This is a genomic window from Escherichia sp. 93.0816, from assembly GCF_013368855.2.
Lineage (GTDB): Bacteria > Pseudomonadota > Gammaproteobacteria > Enterobacterales > Enterobacteriaceae > Escherichia > Escherichia ruysiae.
In genome coordinates this window covers 57,828-74,809 of the sequence record NZ_JABWNC020000012.1, presented here as the reverse complement: position 1 = coordinate 74,809, position 16,982 = coordinate 57,828, and the positions used below count along the sequence as shown (strand labels likewise).

Here is a 16,982-nt window from a genome sequence, read left to right as displayed (position 1 = left end):
CGCGTTTGTCCGCAATCGAAATAACCGGAGTTAACAATGTGTATTGGCGTTCCAGGCCAGGTGCTGGCTGTCGGTGAAGATATTCACCAGCTTGCGCAGGTTGAAGTATGTGGTATCAAGCGCGACGTGAATATCGCCCTGATTTGTGAAGGTAACCCTGCCGATCTGCTGGGCCAGTGGGTACTGGTGCATGTCGGATTTGCTATGAGCATCATCGACGAAGATGAAGCCAAAGCCACATTAGACGCGCTGCGCCAAATGGATTACGACATTACCAGCGCGTGATGATTAGCTTTCGTAGGCCTGATAAGACGCGCGAGCGTCGCATCAGGCATTGTGCTCGATTGCCGGATGCGGCGTGAACGCCTTATCTGACCTATCTCGGCCTGGATGGCTTGCTGTGACGAACACCAACCCTTACCCCTGACGCTTATCTTCCGTATTGGTCTCGAAATCACTGGCATCATGGCGCTCATGCAACTGCTCGTTCAGCGGCCCGTTGGTGCGGTTAACAATTCGTCCACGCTTCACAGCCGGACGTTCAGCCACTTCTTTCGCCCAGCGCTGTACATGCTTATAACTGCCCGCATCCAGAAAATCTGCGGCATCATACACACCGCCGAGCACCACGTTGCCAAACCACGGCCAGATTGCCATATCCGCAATGGTGTACTCATCGCCCGCAACAAACTTATGCTGCGCCAGTTGTTTATCCAGTACGTCGAGCAGGCGTTTGGCTTCCATGGTAAAACGGTTGATGGCGTACTCAATTTTCACTGGCGCGTAATGGTAAAAGTGACCAAAACCACCGCCGAGGAACGGCGCAGCGCCCTGTAACCAGAACAACCAGTTCAGCGTTTCAGTCCGTTTTGCCAGATCATGCGGCAAGAAGTAGCCAAATTTCTCTGCCAGATAAAGCAGAATCGAGCCTGACTCAAACACGCGGATCGGCGGATTTTGCGTATGATCGCGCAGCGCCGGGATCTTCGAGTTCGGGTTCACTTCCACAAAGCCGCTGGAGAATTGATCGCCATCGCCAATGCGAATCAGCCAGGCGTCGTACTCTGCGCCGGTGACGCCCAGCGCGAGTAGTTCTTCGAGCATAATTGTCACTTTCTGACCGTTCGGCGTGCCCAGCGAATAGAGCTGTAACGGGTGCTTGCCAACCGGCAATGTTTTTTCATGCGTCGAACCAGAAACCGGGCGATTGATATTGGCGAACGCGCCGCCAGCAGATTTATCCCACGTCCAGACTTTCGCGGGCTGATAAGTATTGTCTGTCATACTGAGTTGCCTTCTGAGTGGTAGTGTTGAAGCAGTGTAGCAGTTCGATTGCTGTACAGATTGTGAATTTTTTAACCCTTTGCGCCAGCCGCTGCGTTGAGGTGTATGATAAGTCAGACCTCTGTCCGGTTAATGTCGCTGAGCAGGTAATCAGAGCACAACAATTACGCCAACTGCTTAGGTTGTATTGTTAAAGGTAAAGTGATGAGCAAAGGAACGACCAGCCAGGATGCCCCGTTCGGGACATTATTGGGCTACGCCCCCGGTGGTGTAGCAATCTACTCTTCAGATTACAGTTCTCTCGATCCGCAGGAATACGAAGATGACGCCGTATTCCGTAGCTATATCGACGATGAATATATGGGTCACAAATGGCAATGCGTTGAATTTGCTCGCCGTTTTCTCTTTCTGAATTACGGTGTGGTCTTCACTGATGTAGGCATGGCGTGGGAGATTTTCTCGCTGCGCTTCCTGCGTGAAGTGGTTAACGACAACATCCTGCCATTGCAGGCATTTCCTAACGGCTCGCCGCGTGCGCCGGTAGCGGGTGCGCTTCTTATCTGGGATAAAGGCGGAGAATTTAAAGACACCGGCCATGTCGCCATCATTACCCAATTGCACGGCAACAAAGTCCGTATTGCGGAACAAAACGTGATTCATTCCCCGTTGCCGCAAGGGCAGCAGTGGACGCGCGAGCTGGAGATGGTGGTAGAAAACGGCTGCTATACCCTCAAAGACACGTTTGATGACACCACCATTCTGGGCTGGATGATCCAGACGGAAGATACCGAATACAGCTTGCCACAGCCGCAAATTGAAGGCGATTTGTTGAAAATCAGCGGAGCGCGTCTGGAAAACAAAGGTCAGTTTGACGGTAAATGGCTGGATGAAAAAGATCCGCTACAAAACGCCTACGTGCAGGCCAACGGTCAGGTGATCAATCAGGATCCATATCATTATTACACCATTACCGAGAGTGCCGAGCAGGAGCTGATTAAAGCTACCAACGAGCTGCACCTGATGTATCTTCACGCTACCGACAAGGTGCTGAAAGATGACAACCTTCTGGCATTGTTCGACATTCCAAAAATCCTCTGGCCGCGTTTGCGTCTCTCCTGGCAGCGTCGCCGTCACCATATGATCACTGGTCGTATGGATTTCTGTATGGATGAGCGTGGGCTGAAGGTCTACGAATACAACGCCGATTCCGCCTCCTGTCATACTGAAGCGGGCTTAATCCTCGAACGTTGGACGGAGCAAGGCTATAAAGGCAACGGCTTCAATCCGGCAGAAGGGCTGATTAACGAACTGGCAGGCGCATGGAAACACAGTCGTGCACGTCCATTTGTCCATATCATGCAGGACAAAGATATCGAGGAGAATTATCACGCCCAGTTTATGGAGCAGGCGCTGCAACAGGCTGGCTTTGAAACGCGTATCTTGCGCGGGCTGGATGAACTGGGCTGGGATGCTGCCGGGCAACTGATTGATGGGGAAGGGCGACTGGTTAACTGCGTCTGGAAAACCTGGGCGTGGGAAACCGCGTTTGATCAGATTCGTGAAGTCAGTGACCGTGAGTTTGCCGCAGTGCCGATTCGTACCGGCCATCCGCAAAATGAAGTACGTCTGATCGACGTTCTGCTGCGCCCGGAAGTACTGGTCTTTGAGCCGCTGTGGACGGTGATCCCCGGCAACAAAGCGATTCTGCCGATCCTCTGGTCGCTGTTCCCGCACCATCGTTATCTGCTGGATACTGATTTCACTGTTAATGATGAACTGGTGAAAACCGGTTATGCCGTGAAGCCGATTGCTGGTCGCTGTGGCAGCAATATCGACCTGGTCAGCCATCATGAAGAGGTGCTGGATCAGACCAGCGGTAAATTTGCCGAGCAGAAAAACATCTACCAGCAACTGTGGTGTCTGCCGAAAGTGGACGGTAAATATATCCAGGTATGTACTTTCACCGTTGGCGGCAACTATGGCGGGACCTGCTTGCGCGGCGATGAATCACTGGTCATCAAAAAAGAGAGTGATATTGAACCGTTAATTGTGGTGAAAGAGTAATACATGTTGTAGCAACCCCGTACTGATTATAAAGAGTAATCAGTACGGGGATTAATCAAAGTATTTAATGTTTATATATTTTATTATTTATTCATTTCATATGTGAATACATAAACTGGCGAAATGCCTTTGTATTAATTATTTCTAATAATTTTGAATGAATGCTTATTGTCTGATACACAAGAAATAACACTCTTTTTATCGTTAAAAAATGATATTTCACTTTGCCCGCGCCGTGAAAGTCACTGATAATGCCTCCGTTCGTAAATTCAAAATGGCGTAATCTAATATATGCTAAATTTATTTGTTGGCCTTGATATATATACGGGGCTTTTGTTATTACTTGCTCTGGCATTTGTGTTGTTCTACGAAGCAATCAATGGTTTTCATGACACGGCAAATGCGGTGGCAACCGTTATTTATACCCGAGCCATGCAACCACAACTTGCTGTGGTAATGGCGGCGTTTTTTAACTTTTTTGGCGTATTGCTTGGCGGACTTAGCGTCGCTTATGCCATCGTCCATATGTTGCCAACCGATTTGCTGCTGAATATGGGGTCAACCCACGGTCTGGCGATGGTCTTTTCCATGCTGCTGGCGGCGATTATCTGGAATCTGGGAACGTGGTTTTTTGGTTTACCGGCCTCCAGTTCACATACTTTGATTGGCGCGATTATCGGCATCGGTCTAACTAATGCGATGTTAACCGGTTCATCGGTGATGGACGCGTTAAATCTGCGTGAAGTGACCAAGATTTTCTCCTCACTGATTGTCTCCCCAATTGTGGGGCTGGTGATTGCGGGAGGACTGATTTTCCTGCTGCGTCGCTTCTGGAGCGGGACGAAAAAGCGTGACCGTATTCACCGCATTCCTGAAGATCGCAAAAAGAAAAAAGGTAAACGTAAGCCGCCATTCTGGACGCGTATCGCACTGATTGTTTCCGCTGCGGGCGTGGCGTTTTCGCATGGTGCGAACGATGGACAAAAAGGGATCGGTCTTGTGATGCTGGTACTGGTGGGAATTGCGCCCGCCGGGTTTGTCGTCAATATGAACGCGTCCGGCTATGAAATTACCCGTACCCGCGATGCCGTGACTAACTTTGAACACTATCTGCAACAGCATCCTGAATTGCCGCAGAAATTGATTACGATGGAACCCCCGCTGCCTGCGACTCCGACGGATGGCACACAAGTAACGGAGTTCCATTGTCATCCGGCAAATACCTTTGATGCGATTGCGCGCGTTAAAACGATGCTGCCAGGCAATATGGAAAGCTACGAGTCGTTAAGCGTGAGTCAGCGCAGCCAGCTGCGCCGCATTATGCTGTGCATTTCTGATACCTCCGCGAAGCTGGCGAAACTGCCAGACGTTAGTAAAGAAGACCAGAACCTGCTGAAAAAACTGCGCAGCGATATGTTAAGCACCATTGAATACGCTCCGGTGTGGATCATTATGGCAGTGGCGCTGGCGCTCGGTATCGGCACCATGATTGGCTGGCGTCGTGTAGCGATGACCATCGGTGAGAAGATTGGTAAGCGTGGCATGACGTATGCGCAAGGGATGGCGGCGCAAATGACAGCGGCGGTATCTATCGGCCTTGCCAGCTACATCGGTATGCCAGTTTCCACAACACACGTACTTTCTTCGGCGGTGGCAGGGACGATGGTCGTGGATGGCGGAGGCTTACAGCGTAAAACGGTAACCAGCATCCTGATGGCGTGGGTGTTTACCTTACCGGCGGCGATTTTTCTGTCTGGTAGTCTGTACTGGATAGCATTGCTGTTGATTTAACCTTCCTGAAAATGCCCGGTCCTGGTGATCGGGCATTTCCATTTTTGACTAGTGATAACCACGCGCCGTCATAAAATCCGTAATCGCTTTTTCTGCATCAACCAGCACCTTTTCCAGTGGCTGATTGGCGTCGATATCAACCAGTTGTGCACCACCAAAGGTTAACTGTGGCGTTATGGCAATCTTTCTCGCCAGCGATTCCCGTTTATGGTCGGGTTTACGCGCACAGGCAACGTCCAGATCAACATTGAGTTTGATGACCAGATCAGGCTTATAGCTCGCCATCCAGTGAAACGCTTTACGTTCCTGGCTTGCCAGCCATGAGACAAAATGACCACCTTCAACGTTAGGTGGGAACACCGTACCATCATAAGCGCCAGGAATTTGGTCCTGAGGATAACGGTCGGTTAGAACAATTAACCCGCGACGACGACAGGCAAGCATATGACGAAAGCGCAGTAAGCGACGGGCGACAAACGCTGTAATTACCAGCGCCGGAACTGGTCCAGGCAATTTTTTTGCTGTTTTCACCTGATTTCGTTCAATTGTTTTATGTAAGGATTTTCCCATCAACGGTAATTTTGTCACTGCACGACCGACATTTCCGGCCTGTTTTCCTAAATGAACTCTTTCGGCGGCACCATATTTTCCAACAACGTTAATGAGATGTTCACACACCGTTGACTTGCCTGAACCATCGCTACCAATGACAGCAATTAATGGAGGGGTTATTGACTGCATGAATATATCCTTAAATTTAAATACCTGTCCAAAATATTTATTTAATTAATATGTTTTTATGAAAGTGTAATTCAGGTCAATGTCACAATTAACCATTGTCACAATTAGGTTGAACGGATATTCTGAGCACCGACCACGTAATATTCAATACATTATTTGCTGCCGGGTTTTTCGTGAATCAACGTAATATGTCAATAATTAATTCCACGCCAGTGCGTGTTATTGCCATTGTGGGTTGTGATGGTTCAGGTAAATCGACTCTCACAGCAAGCCTGGTAAATGAACTGGCAACAAAAATGCCAACAGAACACATTTATCTCGGGCAATCTTCCGGGAGAATTGGCGAATGGATATCACATCTTCCAGTAATTGGCGCGCCTTTTGGGCGTTATCTGCGGGGGAAAGCGGCACATGTGCATGAAAAGCCGTCAACGCCGCCCGGCAATATTACCGCGCTGGTTATTTATTTGCTTTCCTGCTGGCGGGCGTACAAGTTTCGTAAAATGTTGTGTAAAAGCCAGCAAGGCTATCTGTTGATTACCGACCGTTACCCACAGGTAGAAGTGCCTGGTTTTCGCTTTGATGGTCCGCAACTGGCAAAAACTACTGGCGGTAACGGCTGGATAAAAATGTTAAGGCAACGCGAGCTGAAACTATACCAGTGGATGGCGTCTTATTTGCCCGTGTTATTGATTCGTCTTGCTATTGATGAACAGACGGCATTTTCCCGCAAGCCCGACCATCAACTGGCGGCGTTACAGGAAAAAATCGCCGTTACGCCACAACTGACGTTCAATGGCGCAAAGATACTGGAACTGGACGGGCGACAACCTGCTGATGAAATCCTGCAAGCCTCATTACGCTCGATTCACGCCGCACTTTCCTGATCACCAAAATGGATAGGGGATGATTTACGAATGGATGCACTACAAACGCAAACTGTTAACAGCACAACCGCGCCACAACCCAACTACATTCCTGGGCTGATTGCGGTGGTCGGGTGCGATGGCACCGGTAAATCCACGCTGACCACCGATTTGGTTAAATCGCTGCAACAACACTGGCAAACTGAGCGTCGTTATCTGGGGCTGCTATCCGGCGAAGACGGCGACAAAATTAAACGCTTGCCGCTCGTTGGCATCTGGCTGGAACGGCGTCTGGCGGCCAAATCCTCGAAAACTCAAAGTATGAAAACTAAATCTCCGGCGCTATGGGCGGCGGTGATTATGTACTGCTTTTCTCTGCGAAGAATGGCGAATCTGCGCAAGGTTCAGCGACTGGCGAAAAGTGGTGTTCTGGTGGTTAGCGATCGCTTCCCGCAGGCGGAAATTTCCGGTTTTTATTATGACGGACCGGGGATTGGCGTCGAACGCGCCAGAGGCAAAATCAACATGTTTCTGGCACAGCGCGAGCGGCGCTTATATCAACAAATGGCGCAATATCGTCCTGAATTAATTATTCGTCTGGGCATTGATATTGATACCGCCATCTCCCGCAAGCCAGATCACGACTATGCCGAGTTGCAGGACAAAATCGGCGTTATGTCGAAGATTGGCTATAACGGCACAAAAATTCTTGAGATTGATTCCAGAGCGCCCTACCGCGAAGTGCTGGAACAGGCGCAGAAAGCGGTTTCTCTGGTTGCCATCGTTTCTGACCGCCGAAGTTTAACTTAAGGCTGGTGGGCTATTTTTCATTATCAACGATAAGGTCTGGCTGAATTGGCGGGTTTTAACATCAAACATTGGTTTGCAGATGGAGCCTTTCGCACCATTATTCGCAATAGCGCCTGGTTAGGCTCCAGCAATGTCGTGAGCGCCTTGCTGGGCTTACTGGCGCTCTCGTGCGCTGGTAAAGGGATGACGCCAGCGATGTTTGGCGTACTGGTGATTGTGCAATCGTATGCCAAGTCGATCAGCGATTTTATTAAGTTTCAGACATGGCAGTTGGTAGTGCAGTACGGAACGCCAGCCTTAACCAACAATAATCCCCAACAATTTCGCAATGTCGTCTCGTTTTCCTTTTCGCTGGATATCGTCAGCGGCGCGGTGGCGATTGTCGGCGGCATTGCCTTACTGCCATTTCTTTCTCACTCATTAGGTCTGGATGACCAAAGTTTTTGGCTGGCGGCGCTCTATTGCACGCTCATTCCTTCAATGGCTTCCTCCACGCCGACCGGCATTCTGCGTGCGGTAGATCGCTTCGATTTGATTGCTGTACAGCAGGCGACGAAGCCTTTTCTGCGCGCGGCGGGTAGCGTAATCGCCTGGTATTTTGACTTTGGTTTTGCGGGCTTTGTTATTGCCTGGTACGCCTCGAATCTGGTTGGCGGCACGATGTACTGGTGGTTTGCTGCGCGTGAATTACGCCGCAGAAATATCCATAACGCCTTCAAATTGAACCTGTTCGAGTCTGCCCGACACATTAAAGGTGCATGGAGTTTTGTCTGGTCAACCAACATTGCCCACTCCATCTGGTCGGCGCGTAACTCGTGCAGCACCGTGCTGGTGGGGATTGTGTTGGGGCCAGCCGCCGCTGGGTTATTTAAAATCGCCATGACATTCTTCGATGCCGCCGGTACGCCAGCGGGTTTGCTGGGTAAAAGTTTTTATCCAGAGGTAATGCGCTTAGATCCGCGCACTACCAGACCGTGGTTGTTAGGCGTGAAGTCAGGGTTACTGGCTGGCGGAATCGGTATTCTGGTGGCGCTCGCGGTGCTGATCGTCGGCAAGCCGCTCATTTCGCTGGTATTTGGCGTTAAATATCTCGAAGCATATGACCTGATCCAGGTGATGCTTGGCGCGATTGTTATTTCGATGCTGGGCTTCCCGCAGCAATCATTACTACTAATGGCGGGTAAACAGCGCGCTTTTTTGATAGCGCAAACTATCGCATCGTTAACCTACGTTGTTTTGTTATTTATGTTTTGTCATCTGTTTGGCGTAATGGGGGCTGCATTTGCTTATTTCGGTGGTCAATGTCTGGATGTGATCCTCTCGTTAGCACCGACATTAAGGACTTTTTTCCGTCGCCATCTATTGATTTATAATGCTGCCGGAGAAAAATCCCAATGATGAGAAAATATTTTCCACTTGAGGTCAGTGAGCGTTTATTTATTGCTATTGATGATAATGATGTTATTGACGCACAGGTTAGCTTGCCTCCAACAATCACTTTGTGCTGTTCATCAGATAATATTCATGACAATTATGCCTTATGTCTGAGATTCTGGCTGGACGGTGTAAATCGCAAGGAGTTGCTTCGCTTAACGCTGAAACAAGCAAAAGGCAAAGTACTTACCGACGATGAGCGCAAACAATTTAAATATATGCGAGCGCGTTATAAGCATTTACGTTTTGCTCAACGGTTGTATTTAAAGAAGCATCAGGCCGGATTTTTATTCGGCAAAACGACGGTATGTCTGGGCCATTTTCAGGATGGTTTTCGTAACGGTAAGAAAAATATCGTGTCGTATTACGGTAACCTGTTACGGATTTATTTAAGCTCCCCGGTCTGGTCGTTAGTGAACTGGTCATTACGCCATAGCCAGTTAGAAAGCGTAAACGGTTTTATTGCCTATCGGCAAAAGCAAATGCATATCCTGAAAGAGATTATTGCCAAACCGCGACTAACCGGCAGGGAATTTCATGATGTGCGAAAAATCATCAGTCAGCAGGTTTCTTATTACGACACCCTAAGATCGCTTGATCCTGAAAATAAAGAGGCGTTACAGATTTCCCGCTTCCTCGCTGCCATTAACGGTCTGATGGGGGATAAGCACGACGACATGGTGGCAGATGATATGGAAAACCGCCGGTCATATGACGCACCGGTGGCGCTGGATAGCGATATTCGCCAGCGTTTAGAGCTGCTTATCTCGCGTTTTCCGCTATATCCGGAGCAATAATGCCATTTCGCCTGATTGTCGCGCTGATCATCGCACTCTTAGCACCAGGCGCGGCGGCGCACAATTTTGTCACTGGAAAACGGGTAACTCCTGTTTATATCCAGGAAGGCGGCGAGCTACTGCTTAATAACGACGAAATTCACTACCAAAAGTGGAACAGTACGCAACTGAAGGGAAAAGTCCGCATTATCCAGTATATCGCCGGGCGCAAGTCGGCAAAGAAAAAGAACTCACTGTTAATCAAAGCAGTGGAAGCGGCGAACTTTCCGCAGGATCGTTTTCAGCCCACCACCATTGTGAATACCGATGATGCCATCTTTGGTACAGGCTATTTTGTGAGCGGTAAAATCGAGAAAAATAAACGCCGCTATCCGTGGGCGCAATTCGTTATTGATGGCAATGGCCTGGGACGCGTTGCCTGGCAATTGCCGGAGCAGAGTTCAACCATTCTGGTATTGAATAGAGCCGGGCAAATTCAGTGGGCAAAGGACGGCAGCCTGACGCCGGAAGAGGTAGATCATGTTATTGCGCTGGCGCAGAAGCTGATCAATGAATAAAAAACTCAAAGGATTGAGGGCGTTAGTGAGATGAAGCTGGTTGAACATTACATCATGCGCGGTACGCGCCGTCTGGTGCTGATTATCGTCGGTTTTCTGATCTTTATTTTCGCCAGCTATTCCGCACAGCGTTATCTGACCGAAGCGGCAAATGGCACTTTAGCTCTCAACGTTGTGCTGGATATCGTTTTTTACAAAATACTGATTGCACTGGAGATGTTGTTACCGGTTGGCCTGTATGTGTCGGTTGGCGTGACGCTTGGGCAGATGTATACCGACTCAGAAATTACCGCAATTTCTGCGGCGGGAGGCAGCCCGGCGCGTTTGTATAAAGCTGTTCTTTACCTTGCTATACCGTTAAGTATTTTTGTCACCGTTTTGTCGATGTATGGTCGGCCGTGGGCTTATGCGCAGATTTATCAACTGGAGCAACAGTCGCAGTCGGAGCTGGATGTCCGCCAGCTACGGGCGAAAAAATTTAATACTAACGATAATGGGCGGATGATCCTCTCGCAGACGGTTGATCAAGACAATAATCGCCTGACTGACGCGCTGATATACACTTCTACGGCCAATCGAACCCGCATTTTTCGTGCCCGCTCCGTTGATGTTATCGATCCCTCTCCGGACAAACCGACCGTCATGTTGCATAACGGCACAGCCTATCTTCTCGATCATCAGGGCAGTGACGACAACGAACAGATCTATCGCAATCTGCAATTACATCTGAATCCGCTGGATCAAAGCCCTAACGTCAAACGCAAAGCGAAATCGCTCACGGAGCTGGCGCATTCTGTCTTTCCTGCCGATCATGCCGAATTGCAGTGGCGACAAAGCCGTGGCGTGACTGCGTTGTTAATGGCACTGATGGCTATCTCTTTAAGTCGGGTAAAACCACGGCAGGGGCGATTTTCTACCTTATTGCCTTTAACGTTACTGTTTATTGCTATTTTTTATGGCGGAGACGTTTGCCGCACTCTGGTGGCGAACGGTGCAATTCCTGTTATCCCTGGTTTGTGGTTAGTGCCTGGACTGATGTTGACTGGTTTGTTGGTGCTGGTTGCTCGCGACTTCTCTTTGCTGCAGAAATTTTCCCGATGAATGTCTTCAGTCGCTATTTAATCCGTCACCTGTTTCTCGGTTTTGCCGCTGCAGCAGGACTACTGCTGCCGCTTTTTACCACCTTCAACCTGATTAACGAGCTGGATGATGTCAGCCCTGGCGGTTATCGCTGGACTCAGGCTGTGCTGGTGGTAGTGATGACCCTGCCGCGCACACTGGTCGATCTTGCGCCGTTTATCGCGTTATTAGGGGGGATTGTCGGTCTTGGGCAGTTATCGAAAAACAGTGAACTTACCGCCATTCGCAGCACGGGATTTTCCATTTTCCGTATCGCGCTGGTGGTGCTGGTCGCCGGAATGCTGTGGACAGTCTCGTTAGGCGCGATTGATGAGTGGGTAGCGTCGCCATTGCAGCAACAGGCGATGCAAATCAAATCGACCGCCACCGCGTTAGGGGTGGACGATGACATCACCGGCAACATGTTGTGGGCCAGACGTGACAATGAATTTGTGACGGTGAAATCGCTGAATGAACAGGGCCAGCCGGTAGGCGTGGAGATATTTCATTACCGCGACGATCTGTCACTCGAATCCTACATTTACGCGCGCAGCGCCACCATCGAAGACGATAAAACGTGGCTCCTGCACGGTGTGAATCATAAAAAATGGCTTAATGGCAAAGAAACGCTGGAAACATTAGATAATCTGCCGTGGCAATCGACGTTCACCAGTATAAATCTCGAAGAGTTATCGATGCCGGGTAATAGCTTTTCTGTCCGCCAGCTCAACCATTACATCCATTATTTGCAGGCAACCGGGCAACCCAGCAGTGAATATCGACTGGCGCTGTGGGAAAAGCTGGGACACCCCATCTTAACTCTGGCGATGATTTTACTGGCCGTGCCCTTTACCTTTAGCGCCCCGCGCTCACCGGGGATGGGCAGCCGTCTTGCTGTGGGCGTCATCGTTGGCTTGCTTACCTGGATCAGCTATCAAATCATAGTCAACCTGGGATTGTTATTTGCGTTGAGCGCCCCCGTTACTGCGCTAGGTTTACCAATTGCATTTGTGCTGGTGGCGTTGAGTCTGGTGTATTGGTATGACAGGCAATACTAAACCCGCCGTGGCGTAATACCACGACGGGTTAACATTACTGTTTCAGCGTGGCAAATGCCTGAATGATGGCATCGATTTGTTCGCGGCTGTGCGCAGCGTTAACGCTACAGCGCAGCAGCGTAATGCCTGCCGGCGCAGCAGGTGGCAGGATAAGATTCACATACACGCCCAGTGAGATAAGCTCGCGCCAGATGCGTAACCCTTCCTCTTTCGAACCGATTATCACCGGCACTACCGGGCTAATATGCGAGCTTAGCTCGTAACCCAATTTTTGCAGACCGTCATACAGATGGTTGGCGTTATCCATCAACTTTTGCCGCAACTCTGGTTGTGTGGCAATGGTTCTTAACGACGAGCGCACGGTCGCAATGCAGGAAGGAGAAGGGGAGGCGGTAAAAATATACGGGCGGCTGCCGTAGCGCAGCACTTCCATCGCTTCCGAGCCGACAGCAAAACCGCCAATGGAGGCCAGGCTTTTACTGAAGGTGCCAACGATAATATCAACATCGTCCTCAACGCCAACGGCTTCAACCAGCCCACGCCCCGTTGCGCCTAACACGCCAAACGAGTGAGCTTCATCGACAATCAAATAACCGCCGAGACGACGTTTGATATCAACAATTTCCGCCAGCGGTGCAACGTCGCCGAGCATACTGTAGATACCCTCAACGATGATAATCGCCTCTTTCGCCCGTTCGCCGAGGCGAATCATGCGACGTTCCAGATCGTTGGCGTCGTTATGGCGAAAACGAATAATTTCCGCGCCGCCGAGAGAACAGGCATCATAAATACTGGCGTGGCTGTCGGCATCCAGCAACACTACGGCGTTATGGTCGGCAAGTGCGCTGATGACGCCTAAATTCGCGGTATAACCGGTTGAAAAAACGATAGCGGAAGGGCGATTGAAAAATTCGGCGATCTCTTTCTCTAACGCCAGATGCGGCGCATAGCTGCCATTAGCCATACGAGAACCGGTGGTGCCGGTGCCTTGGGCCGCTAACGCTGCCTGACCTTCGCTGATGGCATCATGATTAAAGGTTAAACCGAGATAATTATTGGTTCCGGCCAGGATCACTTTTTTATTGCCGATACGCCCTTCGGTGGCGGAATACACTTCATCAATACAGGTGCCAAACGGTGTTAAACCGTTATCACTAAATTGCAGGCGCTCGCCAGCAAGACGCGCATATTTATCGTATAGCCCCATTATTTATTCTCCAGCCATGGAAGTAGTGTTTCCATTAATTGCGCAGGGGTTTTGACATCCAGCAGAATATTAATCGGAATGGAAATATCGAATCTGTCTTCCAGCATCATTAAGAGATCCATCACTTTGATCGATTCCAGACCAAGATCGTTGACGAGCGCGCTGTCAGGCTTAATTTCCACACCGTTTTCGACCAAATCCTGTAAACAGGAAAGGATGTAATCCATTACTATTTCACGATTTACCATAGAAACGTTAACACACCTTTAAACAAGACAATCAAAATAGCCCGTTGCGTAATGCGTGTTCCAGGCTAATCCCGGGAAACCAGTTAATATCTTCAGAAATACGGTTATTACTTGCCGACCAGTTGGCATGGGTTAATTCACGAATTTTCGAGCGGGTCAGCATAGGTTCTTTTCCTGCCAGGCGACTCAACGCGGTACTGATATCCGCAAGGCATGTGAGCAACGGTAGAGGAATGCCGACCATCCGTACGGAACCACGACGGGCGGCAGCGGCAAGCTGTTGTACGCGTTGCCAGTCATAGCCTCCGGAGACGCCATCGCATAATTCATATGTTTGCGTTGGTACAGTTTCGGCGCTTAACCACTGACTCACAGCTTGCGCGAAATCGGTAACGTGCAGAAAAGAGAGTCGTGTTTCTGGTGCGCCAAGCCGTGGCAGCAAACCGCGCAGCATCCAGTCAAACAGTGGTTTTAGCTCTTTATCGCCGGGGCCATAGACTGCCGTCGGGCGAAAAACGCCCAGCGTAATTTCGTCAGCCATCGCAGCCAGCCGTTGTTCGGCGACGTGTTTGGAGTTTGCATACCAGGAGAGTTCAGGATGGCGCGCCGCCAGCGAAGAGATAAACAGAAAACGTTGGCAAAAGCCGCTCTCTTTTGCCGCCTGCATCAGGCGCAGACTGCCGTCAACGTTACAGCGGGTAAAGACATCTTCTTTGTGCCCGCGCACTTGCCCGGCACAATGAACCACCGCACTGGCACCGGCAACCAGCTCGCTAAGCGAATGCGTATCTTCCAGCGAACCGCGCACCCAGATGAGATTATCGCTGACGTGATCGCGGGCAGTACGCGTCAACGCGCGAACATGAAAGCCGCGAATGAGCAGGTTATCGATAATATATTTACCAATAAATCCGGTAGCACCCGTCACCGCGACTGTTTGGCTCATACGAGAGATTCCTGCACAGGGGGATTAGCGGCGACGGCCTTCTGATAACGTTTTTTCGCTTCCGCACGGGCGGGCTTGCCGGAAGACGTGCGGGGAATACTGTGGGGCGGTAACAGATCAATAGCCGCTGTCACGCCAAACTCGCTTTGTATCCGTGCCGCCAGCGAGTGGATAAGCTGCCTGCGACGTTCTTCGTCACTAATCCGACACTGGATCTGCAAAATGATTTTTTCCTGGGCGGTAACAAAAGCAATGGCATCGCCGGAGTGAATTTCCGGCTCCTGCTCCGCCAGGTACTCCATATCCTGCGGCCAGATATTGCGCCCACGAATAATAATCAGATCTTTAATGCGTCCGGTGACATACAGATAACCGCCCAGCAGATAGCCGAGATCGCCAGTATCTAACCAACCCGTCGCGGCAATCTCGTCTTGCGAAGCCAGGTCGCCAAAGTAACCACTCATCAGGCTGGGGCCAGAGATGCAAATATGACCTACCACACGTTCCGTGACTGGAATACCTGCTTCATTACGGATTTCAATACCATGTTCCGGCAAGGCTTTACCGCAGTTGACGAAAGTCGATACAGCGCGCGTTTCTGCGTTCGGCGCGACGGCTTTACCCTGATATTCGAGGATGTCGCGATCCACTTCGTTAACTACAACGCCGGAGGCTTCGTCAGAAAAACTGACGGCAAGTGCGTTCTCTGCCAGCCCGTAGCATGGCATGAAAGTTTTATCGTCAAAGTTAGCCTGACGGAAACATTCAGCAAATTGATGGAGTTGCTCTGCGGAGATTGGCTCAGCGCCAATACCGGCGACGCGCCAGCAGGAGAGATCCAGTTCAGCGAGATCTTTTTCATTCACCCGGCGCTGGCACAGTTCATAGCCAAACGGTGGCGCAACGGAAACGGTGCCGCGATTTTTGCTTATCAATTTAAGCCATTGCAGCGGGCGCATGGCGAAATCCTGAGTGCGCAAGTAATCCACTGAAAGCTGCGTGGCGACAGGTGTCAGGAGAAAACCGACCAGCCCCATATCATGATAGAAAGGCAGCCAGGAGACGCAGCGATCGCCCGGACGTAATTTAATGCCATCGTGGCTGATGGCACGTAGATTGGCCATCACTTCGCGATGAGTAATGATGACGCCACGGGGAAAACGGGTGCTGCCGGAGGTGTACTGGAGGTAGGCGATATCGTCTGGAACGGGATGCTGGAGCGTAACGTCGGCTTCCGGCAAGGATTTAAACCAGGCATGGCTTAACACATGCAACTCGGGGTTGTCATGCGTCGCGGCATTGACCAGTGGTAACCACTCATCGCCGGTGATAATCGCGGCTGGCTGACAGCTTGCCAGTAAGCCCTGCAATTTGGCGCTCCAGGAATCTCGCTGACCGACCCCCATCGGAATCGCCAACGGGACGGCGACTAACCCGGCATACTGGCAGGCAAAAAATGCTTCGACAAACCCGCTACTGGTTTCGGCAATCAGCGCCACGCGATCGCCTTTTTTCAAATTTAGCGATAACAACCGCTTTGCGCCTGCTTCGGCATGTGTTTTTAAATTGTGATATTCCAGTTCATCTTCAAGCTGGCAACGTCTGTCATAAAAATTCATTCCGGCGCTACCCAGAGCGGCATAATCCAAAGCATCAACCAGCGTTGGAAAATCGGCATAGCGCATAGGCAGGGAATGCGTAAAAATTTTATTAGACATATACACCACGAGAAAATTGGATATCAAAAATAAAATGACAATAATGTGGTGGATTATATAGGCATAAAAGATAAATGAGATAGTATTTTCACGGGTGCGATGTTGAACATTGATTTAAATAATGGTTTTAACTTTTTTGTTTTTATTGTGAATAATATTTGATTTGTGAATATATTAAGTAAGTGGCCTGTCTGGTCGCATTAAGCACTAAAGATCAATATTTTTTAGATAATGTAGGTAATGGTTTTATCGCAATAATTAAAAGCAGTATTTTATATTCATCGGATGGATTATTAAGGTGCCGAATGTCTCGGTTTATGCCCGTATTCCCTCCGTTAATTA

Annotated in this window: 16 protein-coding genes; 10 read left to right on the top strand and 6 right to left on the bottom strand. The window is 49.8% G+C overall.

Annotated features, from left to right (window positions below; genetic code table 11):
- Positions 1-36 precede the first annotated feature (36 nt).
- A complete protein-coding gene (gene hybG / locus HEM79_RS13995; protein ID WP_000334896.1) occupies positions 37-285 on the top strand; it encodes a hydrogenase maturation factor HybG in 249 nt (82 codons plus the stop codon).
- Between the two features lie 132 nt (positions 286-417).
- On the opposite strand, the gene yghU is transcribed toward hybG, so the two are convergent.
- A complete protein-coding gene (gene yghU, locus HEM79_RS13990) occupies positions 418-1,284 on the bottom strand; it encodes a glutathione-dependent disulfide-bond oxidoreductase (RefSeq protein WP_176241607.1) in 867 nt (288 codons plus the stop codon).
- 204 nt (positions 1,285-1,488) lie between these two features.
- Here yghU and gss point away from each other — a divergent pair, with 204 nt between their 5' ends.
- Both gss and pitB read left to right on the top strand, forming a co-directional pair.
- Positions 1,489-3,348, top strand: a complete 1,860-nt coding sequence (gene gss / locus HEM79_RS13985) for a bifunctional glutathionylspermidine amidase/synthase (protein ID WP_010348713.1) — start codon at positions 1,489-1,491, stop codon at positions 3,346-3,348.
- A 291-nt stretch (positions 3,349-3,639) separates the two neighbouring features.
- Positions 3,640-5,139: an inorganic phosphate transporter PitB gene (pitB, locus tag HEM79_RS13980; RefSeq protein WP_176241608.1), complete on the top strand. Its 1,500-nt coding sequence runs from the start codon at positions 3,640-3,642 to the stop codon at positions 5,137-5,139.
- 48 nt (positions 5,140-5,187) lie between these two features.
- Here pitB and HEM79_RS13975 read toward each other — a convergent pair whose 3' ends face one another.
- Positions 5,188-5,880: a dTMP kinase gene (locus HEM79_RS13975; protein ID WP_176241609.1), complete on the bottom strand. Its 693-nt coding sequence runs from the start codon at positions 5,878-5,880 to the stop codon at positions 5,188-5,190.
- Between the two features lie 173 nt (positions 5,881-6,053).
- Here HEM79_RS13975 and HEM79_RS13970 point away from each other — a divergent pair, with 173 nt between their 5' ends.
- Genes HEM79_RS13970 through lptG form a run of 7 tightly spaced genes read left to right on the top strand, consistent with a single transcriptional unit; the run spans position 6,054 to position 12,521 of the window.
- A complete protein-coding gene (locus HEM79_RS13970) occupies positions 6,054-6,767 on the top strand; it encodes a dTMP kinase (RefSeq protein WP_176241610.1) in 714 nt (237 codons plus the stop codon).
- A 30-nt stretch (positions 6,768-6,797) separates the two neighbouring features.
- Positions 6,798-7,556: a hypothetical protein gene (locus HEM79_RS13965; protein WP_176241611.1), complete on the top strand. Its 759-nt coding sequence runs from the start codon at positions 6,798-6,800 to the stop codon at positions 7,554-7,556.
- Between the two features lie 45 nt (positions 7,557-7,601).
- On the top strand, positions 7,602-8,954 hold the full coding sequence (locus HEM79_RS13960; protein ID WP_176241612.1) for a lipopolysaccharide biosynthesis protein: 1,353 nt from the start codon (positions 7,602-7,604) through the stop codon (positions 8,952-8,954).
- Complete coding sequence (locus HEM79_RS13955; RefSeq protein ID WP_176241613.1) at positions 8,951-9,787, top strand: hypothetical protein; 837 nt, start codon at positions 8,951-8,953, stop codon at positions 9,785-9,787. Before HEM79_RS13960 ends, HEM79_RS13955 begins: the two co-directional genes overlap by 4 nt.
- A complete protein-coding gene (locus HEM79_RS13950; protein WP_021551415.1) occupies positions 9,787-10,344 on the top strand; it encodes a YtfJ family protein in 558 nt (185 codons plus the stop codon). Before HEM79_RS13955 ends, HEM79_RS13950 begins: the two co-directional genes overlap by 1 nt.
- Before the next feature lie 30 nt (positions 10,345-10,374).
- Positions 10,375-11,445, top strand: coding sequence for an LPS export ABC transporter permease LptF (lptF, locus tag HEM79_RS13945; protein ID WP_176241614.1), 1,071 nt, complete (start codon positions 10,375-10,377; stop codon positions 11,443-11,445).
- Positions 11,442-12,521: an LPS export ABC transporter permease LptG gene (gene lptG, locus HEM79_RS13940; protein ID WP_176241615.1), complete on the top strand. Its 1,080-nt coding sequence runs from the start codon at positions 11,442-11,444 to the stop codon at positions 12,519-12,521. The genes lptF and lptG overlap by 4 nt, the downstream gene beginning before the upstream one ends.
- Before the next feature lie 34 nt (positions 12,522-12,555).
- Here the strand turns inward: lptG and spt are convergent, their stop codons facing one another.
- Genes spt through HEM79_RS13920 form a run of 4 tightly spaced genes read right to left on the bottom strand, consistent with a single transcriptional unit; the run spans position 12,556 to position 16,640 of the window.
- Entirely contained in the window at positions 12,556-13,728 is a 1,173-nt protein-coding gene (spt, locus tag HEM79_RS13935) for a serine palmitoyltransferase (protein WP_176241616.1), read from the bottom strand.
- Positions 13,728-13,976: an acyl carrier protein gene (locus tag HEM79_RS13930; RefSeq protein WP_000248094.1), complete on the bottom strand. Its 249-nt coding sequence runs from the start codon at positions 13,974-13,976 to the stop codon at positions 13,728-13,730. Before HEM79_RS13930 ends, spt begins: the two co-directional genes overlap by 1 nt.
- Before the next feature lie 31 nt (positions 13,977-14,007).
- A complete protein-coding gene (locus HEM79_RS13925; RefSeq protein WP_176241617.1) occupies positions 14,008-14,922 on the bottom strand; it encodes an NAD-dependent epimerase/dehydratase family protein in 915 nt (304 codons plus the stop codon).
- Positions 14,919-16,640: a fatty acyl-AMP ligase gene (locus HEM79_RS13920; protein WP_207105869.1), complete on the bottom strand. Its 1,722-nt coding sequence runs from the start codon at positions 16,638-16,640 to the stop codon at positions 14,919-14,921. The genes HEM79_RS13925 and HEM79_RS13920 overlap by 4 nt, the downstream gene beginning before the upstream one ends.
- Between the last annotated feature and the right edge of the window lie 342 nt (positions 16,641-16,982).

Coding starts and splice junctions, on each gene's coding strand:
- HEM79_RS13950 (WP_021551415.1), top strand. CDS start 9,787: ATGCCATTTCGCCTGATTGTCGCGCTGATCATCGCACTCTTAGCACCA.
- HEM79_RS13920 (WP_207105869.1), bottom strand. CDS start 16,640: ATGTCTAATAAAATTTTTACGCATTCCCTGCCTATGCGCTATGCCGAT.
- lptF (WP_176241614.1), top strand. CDS start 10,375: ATGAAGCTGGTTGAACATTACATCATGCGCGGTACGCGCCGTCTGGTG.
- HEM79_RS13975 (WP_176241609.1), bottom strand. CDS start 5,880: ATGCAGTCAATAACCCCTCCATTAATTGCTGTCATTGGTAGCGATGGT.
- HEM79_RS13930 (WP_000248094.1), bottom strand. CDS start 13,976: ATGGTAAATCGTGAAATAGTAATGGATTACATCCTTTCCTGTTTACAG.
- lptG (WP_176241615.1), top strand. CDS start 11,442: ATGAATGTCTTCAGTCGCTATTTAATCCGTCACCTGTTTCTCGGTTTT.
- HEM79_RS13955 (WP_176241613.1), top strand. CDS start 8,951: ATGATGAGAAAATATTTTCCACTTGAGGTCAGTGAGCGTTTATTTATT.
- yghU (WP_176241607.1), bottom strand. CDS start 1,284: ATGACAGACAATACTTATCAGCCCGCGAAAGTCTGGACGTGGGATAAA.
- spt (WP_176241616.1), bottom strand. CDS start 13,728: ATGGGGCTATACGATAAATATGCGCGTCTTGCTGGCGAGCGCCTGCAA.
- HEM79_RS13965 (WP_176241611.1), top strand. CDS start 6,798: ATGGATGCACTACAAACGCAAACTGTTAACAGCACAACCGCGCCACAA.
- HEM79_RS13925 (WP_176241617.1), bottom strand. CDS start 14,922: ATGAGCCAAACAGTCGCGGTGACGGGTGCTACCGGATTTATTGGTAAA.
- pitB (WP_176241608.1), top strand. CDS start 3,640: ATGCTAAATTTATTTGTTGGCCTTGATATATATACGGGGCTTTTGTTA.
- hybG (WP_000334896.1), top strand. CDS start 37: ATGTGTATTGGCGTTCCAGGCCAGGTGCTGGCTGTCGGTGAAGATATT.
- gss (WP_010348713.1), top strand. CDS start 1,489: ATGAGCAAAGGAACGACCAGCCAGGATGCCCCGTTCGGGACATTATTG.